The organism is Paenibacillus sp. AR247 (assembly GCF_002968895.1).
GTDB lineage: Bacteria > Bacillota > Bacilli > Paenibacillales > Paenibacillaceae > Paenibacillus_AQ > Paenibacillus_AQ favisporus.
Window position 1 is genome coordinate 1704657 of record NZ_PCZT01000009.1, and the last position, 10382, is coordinate 1715038.

Here is a 10382-nt window from a genome sequence, read left to right on the forward strand (position 1 = left end):
TCACTCATTACATCGTCATTAAACGACAAAAAGCCCCTTCCGCAGGAAACGTCCATATTGCCTGCGGAAAGGGGGCGACTGTGTGCTGTTCAAGACGCTGGTTTATTCAATTGATTACACTTCCATGATGATCGGCAGAATCATCGGTCTGCGGCGGGTCTGCTCATAGAGGAACCGGCCCAGTGCATCCTTCACGCCTGTCTTCAAGGAAGCCCATTCATTAACATTTTCACTCATCAATTTCTGCAGTGTACTGGAAACAATGCGGTTCGCTTCATCCAACAGCCCTTCCGATTCACGAACATATACGAATCCTCTGGAGATAATGTCCGGACCGGACATGATCGTGCCGTCTTGTTTGCTCAGCGTAACGACTACAACCAGAATTCCGTCCTGTGACAGCAGTTTACGGTCGCGAAGGACGATGTTGCCAACGTCTCCAACGCCCAATCCGTCAATCAGCACGTTGCCAGCCGTTACTTTACCGGCTTTACGGGCAGATCCGTTCTGGATTTCGACGATCTCGCCGATATCCGTAATAAAGATATTGTCCGGATCTACGCCGACAGACTCGGCCAGCAGTGCGTGACGGCGCTGCATGCGGTACTCACCGTGGATCGGGATGAAGAATTTCGGCTTCATTAAATTCAGCATGAGCTTCAATTCTTCCTGACTGCCGTGACCCGATACGTGTACTCCGGAATTCGAACCGCTGTAGATGACATCCGCTCCGAGACGGAACAGCTCGTCGATCGTACGGCCGACATATTTCTCATTTCCCGGTACCGGTGTCGCGGCAATGATAACGGTATCACCCGGCAGAATATCAACCTTGCGGTGTGTGGAACGGGCCATCCGCGTCAATGCGGACATCGGCTCTCCCTGGCTGCCTGTGCACAATACGACGACGCGGTCAGCGGCCATTTTGTTAACTTCTTCAGGCTCGATCAGCATGCCGTCCGGCACGTGAAGGTATCCAAGCTCGGATGCGATGGAAACGACGTTGACCATGCTGCGTCCGATGACGGTAATTTTCCGTCCTGTGGATTCCGCCGCATTGACCACCTGCTGAATCCGGTGAACATTCGAAGCAAAAGTAGCAATAACTACGCGCTGGGATGATTTCCGGAAAATATCTTCAAGGACGACACCCACGTTTTTCTCCGATGGCGTGAAGCCCGGTTTCTCAGCATTGGTACTATCCGACAGAAGCGCCAATACGCCTTCTTCTCCAATAGCGGCCATCCGCTGCAAGTTCGCATATTGTCCGTTGACCGGCGTATGATCGAACTTGAAGTCGCCTGTATGAACCACGTTGCCTTCCGGTGTTGAGATGCAAACCCCCACCGAATCCGGAATACTGTGGTTGGTTCTGAAGAATGTCGCTTTCAGCGTGGAGCCGAGCGCTACTTCGGAATCTTCATGAATCAGAATCCGCTTCGTTTCGCCAAGAAGATTGGCTTCCTTCAGCTTGTTCTCCACCAGTCCAAGCGTCAGCTTGGTTCCGTATACGGGAACGTTCAGATGCTTCAGCACGTAAGGCAATCCACCGATGTGATCCTCGTGTCCGTGCGTCAGCAAAATGCCTCTCACCTTGTCACGATTCTCCGTCAGGTAGGAAATATCGGGAATGACGATATCGATCCCGAGCATGTCCTCCTCTGGAAATTTCAATCCGGCATCTACGACTACGATGTCATTGCCGTATTGGATGACATACATGTTTTTCCCGATTTCACCGACGCCGCCCAACGCGAAAATCGCCAATTTATCGTTATTATTTTTTTTAGACAAATGAATCTAACCCTCCTATGGTTTTGGACGTCGTACCATTTAATATTTATATTTCAAAAATATACCGCACCCAGTCACTTGACCTCATTATACATGATAAAAAAGTCAAAACACAAGTCGCCCTGAAAGTAGGCATTAGAGTTCCCCAAATCCATGCTGTTTATTTGAAATATCCTTATGGACAAAAAGCCCGTTCGAAAGCAGCGTCCCTGCTTAGGCCTTAACCCAAAGACATGCATCCTAAACACAAAAAAACAGCGCCCTGGTAAGGACGCTGTTTCTGTCAGCTTATATGAGGATTCAATTATTCCGCAAGCGAATGAACCAACCGTTCGATAAATTCCGCTTCCTTCTCATTCGGTCCGATGAGCGGAAGACGTACGCCTCCGACGGAATGACCCAACAAATTGAGCGCATACTTGACAGCAGCCGGATTCGGCAGCGGAGTCGGGGACTCAAACAGGCCCTTGAATACAGGAAACAGCTTCTGGTGAAGCCGTGCGGCCTGCGCCTGCTCACCTTCCAGATAGGCCGTAATCATGTCCTTCATAGAAGCGCCGATGATATGTCCGGCCACGCTCACGATACCGTATGCTCCTACGGCCATGGCTGGCAGACCCGATGCATCGTCACCGGAATAAACCCGGAAATGCGCCGGCGCACCGGCCGCGATCTGGGTTACCTGCTCGAGCGAAGCGCATTCCTTGGTGGCGACCACGTTCGGAATCTCAGCCAGTCTAAGCGTCGTCTCGGTGCTCAGGCCAACGACGGTCCGTCCAGGGACGTTATACAGCATGACCGGCAGCTTGGTGCTGCGGGCAATGGCTTCGAAATGACGGTACAACCCCTCCTGGTTCGGCTTGTTGTAATAAGGCACAACGAGCAAAACACCATCGACCCCGAGCTTCTCGGCTTTCCTGGGGTCAGATGGATTGAATGCGCGGTGCTGTTACTGCCGGTACCGGCAATAATTTTGCAGCGCCCTTTGGCATGGTCCACTGCAAATTCGAACAGCTTGAGCTTTTCTTCCTCCGTCAGCGTCGGGGACTCACCGGTCGTTCCGCAGACAACCAGTGATTCGGACCGCTGGTCCTCAATTAAGTAATCGATCAGCTTGGCGGTTTCTGTCCAGTTCACATTCCCCTGCTCATCAAAGGGAGTCACCATGGCCGTAATCAACCTACCGAAATCCATCTTGTACAACCTCCTAATAGGACGTAAAAGTGCGTTTTCCAGATTTATGACTACCGATGCAGCTCGAATTTGGCGTGCAGCGCCCGAAGAGACTGTACCATGTCCTCTTTTTTTACCAGCACCCATATGGTCGTATTCGAATCTGCCGACTGCAGAATTTGGATATTTTGTTCACTTAGGGATTCGACGATTTTGGCCATGATTCCCGGCACTCCGTTGATCCCGCCTCCGATGACGGAAACCTTGGCGCAGCCAGAAAGGCTCTTAGGCCGGAATCCCAAATCCTGAAGCACCCGGATCGCTTTCTCCGAATCATGGTCAAAAACGGTATAGACCGCCCCTGTCGGGGTAACATTAATAAAATCGACGCTGATGGAATTTTCAGCCATAGCTTTAAACACTCTGAGCTGAAGATTATCTCCTTCGTTCTCGCATTCCACCGTGATTTGAGTGACGTTGCTCACGTAGGCGATTCCCGTCACATACCGGTCCATGAAGCCCAGCTGAACGTCCCTGAAGCCTTCCGGCTGGGTAACCAGCGTTCCTTCATCTTCCGAAAAGGTGGACCGCACCCGCACCGGCACATGCGCCTGCATCGCGATTTCAACGGCTCTCGGGTGGATAACCTTTGCTCCGTATTGGGCCATGTTGCAAATTTCAGCGTAGCTTACGACGGAGAGCGGTTTGGCGTCTTCGACGATCCGGGGATCCGCTGTCAGAATCCCGTTGACGTCCGTGTAGATGTCAACCATTTCGGCACGCAGCGCCGCACCCAGCGCCGTTGCCGAAGTATCGCTTCCGCCCCGCCCCAAAGTGGTGAAGTCCCCGGTTTCGGTCTGACCCTGAAAACCGGTAACAACGACCACCTGATGCGTTTCGAGCTCCTTCACAATCCGCTCCGGACGCACGTCCTTAATCCGCGCGTTGCCGTATTGATCATCGGTGACAAATCCGGCCTGAGCCCCGGTCAGCACTGTGGAGGTGATGCCTTCATCCTCCAGCAGGCTGCACAGCGTGGCAGCCGATATGATTTCACCGCAGCACAGCAGTAAATCCCGCTCCCGCGACGGAAGAGCGTTCCCGTTCTGGGAGACCCAGTCCAGGAGCGTGTCGGTCGCATATGGCTCCCCCTTGCGTCCCATAGCGGAAACGACGACAACAAGCTGATAACCGTTGTCCAGCTCGCGTCTAATGTGCTTGATGACGAGTTCCCTTGCTTGCGGAGTCGACAAAGATGTACCGCCGAATTTCTGTACTAAGATGCTCATTTCAATTCCCCCATGCTAGATAAGAACGGCAGAACGTTTAGCTGCGTCGATTTCCTGTGACGTGTACAGCCATGACGGCTGTACCCTTCCTCAGAGCCAAAGCATGAACACATGCGCTTTGGCCAGCAGTTCGTAATCGCAGCCTAGTTTCCTGTTCCCGCCCGAATCGGCATCCTAACAAGATCCGGTGCCGCATCCAACCGGGATAAGCAAAACAGGCTGCGATCACTTCGATCGAGTCGTCCTACATTTACTATTTGGTCTCTACGACCATTTGGATCATTCAACTTATGTCCTGTACACTGATATTTATCCGATTACGGCGGCCCGGAATAAACGATGCAAACAGCCCCGTGTCTTACGGCATGGGGCGCAAAATTACCGCCCGCAGCATCTGCTAGGGGCTGGACAATGCAGTTTCGGGTGCCGGAACTCGAAACGAATGCAGCCGATCTGGATTACGCGGAAAACATGCGCTGAATCAGCATAGGCTGCAGTTGTCTTCCTTCAAGAGCTGCATCGCACGCTTCAGGGATCAGCTCCATATTCGCAACCAGCGAATTGGGCTTCTGCACCGGATTATCCTGACCGAACGGAACAAAATAAATGTTCTTGGTCACAAGCAGCTTGGCGATATTCGCTGCGTTTAATCCCAATCCGTCATTGGTGGAAATCGCCAGCACCAACGGACGCAAATTCCGCATTTGTGCCTTGGCGGCCATCAAGACAGGACTGTCCGTAATGGCATTGGCCAGCTTGCTTGTCGTATTGCCCGTGCAAGGCGCAATGACCAGCACGTCGAGCAGTTTGGACGGTCCCAGAGGCTCCGCATCCACAATTGAGGTGATGATCTCGCTCCCCGTGATGTTCTTCAGCTAGTTCCAGCCAGCTCGCGGATGTGCCGAAGCGGGTNTCCGTTACCTGCACCGAATTGGAGACAATCGGACCTGACGCCTGCCCTCACCTTCGCCCCGAGCCCCTGCAGGCTTTTCGCCATCGTAAACCCGGTTCTCCCCAATCCCAGCACAATACAATCCGAACCGTGGATCGTAAACGGCGTATTCTGGATTGCCATCACCAGTGCGCCTTCCGCCGTTGGGATCGAATTGAAAATGGCAACGTCATCCCGGTCCAGCAGTTCCAACAGGCGTACCTCGTGGCTTGCGCAAAGGCTGCGCAGATAGGGTTTTGCCATTCCCGTATAAACGGTACAATGCGACGGAAGAGCGGCCAAATGCTCATCCAGCAGCTTTAAGGACTCTCCAGAATATGGTGTCTGGATCGCTCCTGTATCATCACACCCGACAACAGGCAGCACGAGAACGTCTGCCGCAGAAAGCAGTTCAGAAGAGAGGCGTTCCCACGAGACTCCCAAGACCCTTTCATTCAGCTTGTCGAATCCGACTACGCTGACGGTGGCATCCATCTCCGAACATTTACGGATCACCTCGATCTGCCGTGCATCCCCGCCTAGGAACACAATATGAACTCCAGTCAGCACAAGGATGTCACTCCTTTCAAAAACACTGTTATGAATCCATCATATGCCGCTGCCTAAGGAGGGGTGAAAGTCGCCCGTCAAATAAAAAACGTCTGTAGGCGCACTGTTCAGGAAGCCGGACCGCATTTAGCAGCAATTTCCCTTGCGATATAGGAAGCAGGGTCGCTGAAGCTTATATTTCCTTCTATGTAAAAAAGCCTGGAGACCGAACCCTTTCGGGAACGAACTCCAGGCTGTATTGAACTATAAACTATTTGCCGGTGTGTCCGAATCCGCCCTCACCGCGAACGGTTTCGGACAACACGTCCACCTGCTCAAACGTAACCTGCGGCACTTCCATGAACACCATTTGGGCGATGCGCTCGTTTCGGGTGATCGCAAAAGGCTCCTGGCCGAGATTGATCAGCAGCACCTTGATTTCCCCGCGGTAATCGGCGTCGATCGTCCCCGGCGTATTAAGGCAGGTGATACCGTGCTTCAGCGCCAGCCCGCTTCTCGGGCGGATTTGTGCTTCCAGCCCGTCGGGCATGGCGATGGCAAACCCGGTCGGGATGAGCCTGCGCTCCCCCGGCTGGAGGACGACTTCTTCTTCAACGGCGGCGTACAGGTCATAGCCGGAGGCGGAGCCGGACATTTTCTCCGGAAGTCGCACATCCTCGTGACCCGGCAATTTATGAATTTGTACGTAGTGTGACAAAATCGTCCCTCCTTAACCCTGCAATGGCGCGGTCCGTCGATCCGACCATCGCCAGCGCGAACGGCTGACTGAACATCCGGTCCAGCACGGCGTTCACATCGTTCATCGTCACGTTTTCGATCTTTTCGATCATATCATCGAGCGAGAAATGCTTGCCCAGCATCAGCTCGTTTTTACCGAGCCGGTTCATACGACTTCCAGTGCCCTCAAGGCTCAGGATCAGGCTGCCCTTCAGCTGCTCCTTCCCTTTCCGGAGTTCGTCCTCGCTCATCCCATGAACGGCCACATCCGCCAGCACCTCTTTGGTTAAGCCCATGACCTCATTGGTTTGCTTCGGCGCGGTTCCGGCATAGATCGTAAACAAACCGCTGTCTTCGTTGGAGCTGTGGTAGGAATATACCGAATAAGCGAGCCCCCGCTTTTCCCGGATTTCCTGGAACAATCGCGAGCTCATCCCGCCGCCGATGCTGTTATTGAGCAGAATCATGGCGTACTGAAGCGGGTCGTGGATCGAGCACCCCGGGAAGGACAGGCAGATATGATTCTGCTCCGTCTCTTTTTATGATACAAGATCCCGCTCTGGAATGAAGGCACGGTCAATTCGCTCACCCGCCCGCTGGTTTGGAAACCGCCGAAATGGCGTTCCAGCAGCTCCACAATGTTATCGTCAATGTTACCTGCCACGCTGATGACGGTGTTCTCGATCGTATAGTGCTCATCCATGTAGGCCCGAAGGTCGGAAGATCCCATGCTTTCCAGCTGTTCCTTCGTTCCCAGAATCGGATAGGCGAGCGGATGATCCCCGTAGACCGCCTTAGCCATCAGGTCGTGCACCATGTCGTCCGGCGTATCTTCGTACATCGAAATCTCTTCCAAAATGACGTTCTTCTCCTTAGCCAGCTCCTCACCGTCCAGCTTGGAACGGAAGAACATATCGGCGAGCACGTCTACGGCGATCGGCAGATGCTCATCCAGCACCTTGGCATAAAAACAGGTATATTCCTTAGAAGTAAAGGCATTCACATTGCCGCCAATGGCATCGAATTCCTCGGCAATCGCCTTGGCGTCAAACCGTTCTGTCCCTTTAAACAGCATGTGCTCGATAAAATGGGAAATGCCGTTGTTGGCCAAGGTTTCGTGGCGGGAGCCCGTCTTTACCCAAATGCCAAAGGACACCGACCGCATCGTCGGAATTTTCTCCATGACTACTCTAAGGCCGTTGCTTAAGTTTATTTTTTCACGCGAGAGGCCCTCCTAAAATTAATCCAATGAACCTCCAGGCTGCCCCTGTCCAGTTCTAACTAGTAATCCGTTTCATGCAAATGATGGCCGAGCCGTAACTTTCCTGACTACAGCCAGCGCAATCCCTATCCTATCAAAAAAAGCAGTCTCACTCAACCTTGGGCGCCGTGACTCTCTCGGGGGACAGCGTCTGGCTGACCGTACCCAGTACAAGGCCTTTTGCCTTGATCACCCGGATCATGCCCTTCAGCGCCTGGGAGGAGGAGGAGGTCGGATGCATCAGAATCAAGGTGCCCGGCTCCACTTTGGCAGAGATCTTGTTGACGATGGAATCGGGTGAAGGCTTCCGCCAATCCACCGTGTCCAGCGTCCACAGCACCGTCTTCAGGCCGAGGCTCGCGGCGATTTGGACGGTCTGCTGATTAAAGTCTCCGGAAGGCGGCGCAAACCACTTGTTCGTCACACCCAGCGTATCCTTCAACAGCTGCTGGGTTTTGCTGATTTCAAGCGTTGCCCGTTCGCGGCTCAGCTGGCTCATGTTGGGATGCGTATACGCGTGGTTCTCCAGCTCATGCCCCCGCTTCTGAATCTCCTTGGCCATCTCCGGGTTTTTCTTCAACCAGCTCCCGTCAAAGAAGAAGGTTGCCTTTACGTTCTCCGCATCCAGCGTATCGAGCATCGGAACGATGTACTCGTCCCCCCATGCGACGTTAATCATCAGGGAAACCATCGGCTTTTTCGGGTTCCCTTTATAAATCGGTTCAACCGCCAAATCGCCCAGGTTCACCTTGGGGGGGATTTGACGGTACACATATGTAATCGGAGCCGTGGCTCCCTGGGCCTTGGCCCGCTTATAGGTCTCGTCTACGTCGATCTCCAGGCCGTTGTACCCCGGAATGGCCTTCCAGACGCGGTCCACGACCGCATCTACCGGCGGAATCCGCGTGGTCTCGGCCTTCTCCTGAATCTGCTTGTACAGCGGATCCAGCTGCTTCTCGTCCGTCTGGGGCTCAAACGCGGTTTGAGCAGTCAGATGGTGCCGTACGTCCTGAAAATAGTCCCCGACCGCACCGGTCTGCGCGAGCCCGACGATGGTGGCAAAACAGGCAAGCACGATGGCTGTCCGTCTCCCGTTCATTTTTCCGCTCATCTCCCTTAACATACTTTGTCCCATCATATGAAGGGACGAACGGGATTATGAATGGAGGCCACGAGAGAGCATCCGGAGGTTTTGACCGCGTTCAAAGGTGATTTTTCTTGCAATATCAGGAAGCCATGGCTCTGGAGTTTATACATTCTGATATTATAAGAAAAGCGTCTATCGATGTACCTTCAGAGAAGACGGACCGCATTCAAAGGTAATTTTTCTTGCAATATCAGGAAGCCATGGCTCTGGAGTTTTTACATTCTGATATTATAAAAAAAGAGCCAGAAGTGAGTACTTTCTGTCTCTTAGACTGCATATGGTAGCAAGCGTGGCTTCTTGACGAAGCCGTTCCGCTTGATTTAAGCCTTGGATTCTGCAACCAATACCGCTTTGCGCGACAGGTTGATACGTCCCTGCTGGTCGATCTCGGTCACTTTGACGGTAATCGTATCACCGACATTCACGACGTCCTCAACTTTGCCGACACGCTCGGTCGAGAGCTGGGAAATGTGCACAAGTCCCTCTTTATTCGGAAGCACTTCGACGAAAGCACCGAATTTCTCGACCCGTTTGACGGTGCCGACATAAATTTCGCCGACTTCGACTTCACGGACGATGCCTTCAATAATAGAGCGGGCTTTCTGGTTCATTTCCTCATTGGACGATGCGATGAAGACGCGTCCGTCCTGCTCGATGTCGATCTTCACGCCGGTTTCCTCGATGATCTTGTTGATGATCTTGCCGCCTGCGCCGATCACGTCGCGGATCTTGTCCGGATTGATGTTCATGACGATGATCTTCGGAGCATAAGGAGACAGCGTCTCTCTTGGCTTCTGGATCGCTTCCATCATTTTGCTCAGGATAAACATCCGGCCTTCTTTGGCCTGCTTCAGAGCGTCGTTCAAAATCTGGCGGTCAATGCCGGCAATTTTGATGTCCATCTGAATGGCGGTTACCCCTTCAGCCGTACCGGCCACTTTGAAGTCCATATCGCCCAGATGGTCTTCCATCCCCTGAATATCCGTCAGAATGGATACATGCTCTCCGTCTTTAATCAGACCCATGGCAACACCGGCAACCGGCGCCTTGATCGGTACCCCGGCATCCATCATGGCCAGTGTGCTTGCGCAAATACTTGCCTGGGATGTGGAACCGTTCGACTCCAGCACTTCGGAAACGAGACGAATCGTGTACGGGAACTCGGTCTCCGATGGAATGACCTTCGACAGAGCGCGTTCACCCAGCGCGCCGTGGCCGATTTCGCGGCGTCCCGGTGCACGAAGCGGACGGGCTTCGCCTACGCTGAACGGAGGGAAGTTATAATGGTGCATAAAGCGTTTGGTTTCCTGCAAATCGATGCCGTCCAGAATTTGCACGTCACCGAGCGCACCCAACGTACATACGCTGAGAGCCTGGGTTTGACCGCGAGTGAACAAACCTGTACCGTGCGTGCGCGGCAGAATGTTCGTATCGCATTCGATCGGACGGATCTCGTCCAGACCCCGGCCGTCAGGACGGACTTTATCGTGGGTGATCAGG

At 53.3% G+C, this 10382-nt stretch carries 5 protein-coding genes and 4 pseudogenes; all 9 read right to left on the reverse strand.

The genetic code is table 11. The features are described 5' to 3' along the window. Positions 1 to 114 precede the first annotated feature (114 nt). The gene (locus tag CPT76_RS16230; RefSeq protein WP_105443599.1) at positions 115 to 1794 is read right to left on the reverse strand and encodes a ribonuclease J; all 1680 of its coding nucleotides are present in this window, start codon (positions 1792 to 1794) and stop codon (positions 115 to 117) included. 304 nt (positions 1795 to 2098) lie between these two features. Beyond that, positions 2099 to 2988: pseudogene (gene dapA, locus CPT76_RS16235) on the reverse strand (4-hydroxy-tetrahydrodipicolinate synthase). A gap of 50 nt (positions 2989 to 3038) precedes the next feature. After that, entirely contained in the window at positions 3039 to 4256 is a 1218-nt protein-coding gene (gene dapG, locus CPT76_RS16240) for an aspartate kinase (protein ID WP_105443600.1), read from the reverse strand. Between the two features lie 458 nt (positions 4257 to 4714). After that, a pseudogene (locus CPT76_RS16245) lies at positions 4715 to 5201 on the reverse strand (dipicolinate synthase subunit B); the annotation flags it as partial. A 1-nt stretch (position 5202) separates the two neighbouring features. Further along, a pseudogene (locus CPT76_RS16250) lies at positions 5203 to 5757 on the reverse strand (dipicolinate synthase subunit DpsA); the annotation flags it as partial. Between the two features lie 250 nt (positions 5758 to 6007). Beyond that, complete coding sequence (dut, locus tag CPT76_RS16255; RefSeq protein ID WP_076168030.1) at positions 6008 to 6454, reverse strand: dUTP diphosphatase; 447 nt, start codon at positions 6452 to 6454, stop codon at positions 6008 to 6010. Then, positions 6429 to 7657 (reverse strand): annotated as a pseudogene (locus CPT76_RS16260) (M16 family metallopeptidase). The gene dut and the pseudogene CPT76_RS16260 overlap by 26 nt, the downstream one beginning before the upstream one ends. Before the next feature lie 187 nt (positions 7658 to 7844). Next, positions 7845 to 8834 (reverse strand): polysaccharide deacetylase family protein, encoded by a 990-nt coding sequence (locus CPT76_RS16265; RefSeq protein ID WP_105443603.1) that lies wholly within the window; start codon positions 8832 to 8834, stop codon positions 7845 to 7847. Between the two features lie 368 nt (positions 8835 to 9202). Continuing rightward, the coding region (pnp, locus tag CPT76_RS16270; protein ID WP_105443604.1) for a polyribonucleotide nucleotidyltransferase at positions 9203 to 10382 on the reverse strand (1180 nt) is incomplete at its 5' end.

Excerpts from the sequence above, each read along its gene's own strand:
- dapG (WP_105443600.1), bottom strand. The coding sequence starts at position 4,256 with ATGAGCATCTTAGTACAGAAATTCGGCGGTACATCTTTGTCGACTCCG.
- CPT76_RS16265 (WP_105443603.1), bottom strand. The coding sequence starts at position 8,834 with ATGAACGGGAGACGGACAGCCATCGTGCTTGCCTGTTTTGCCACCATC.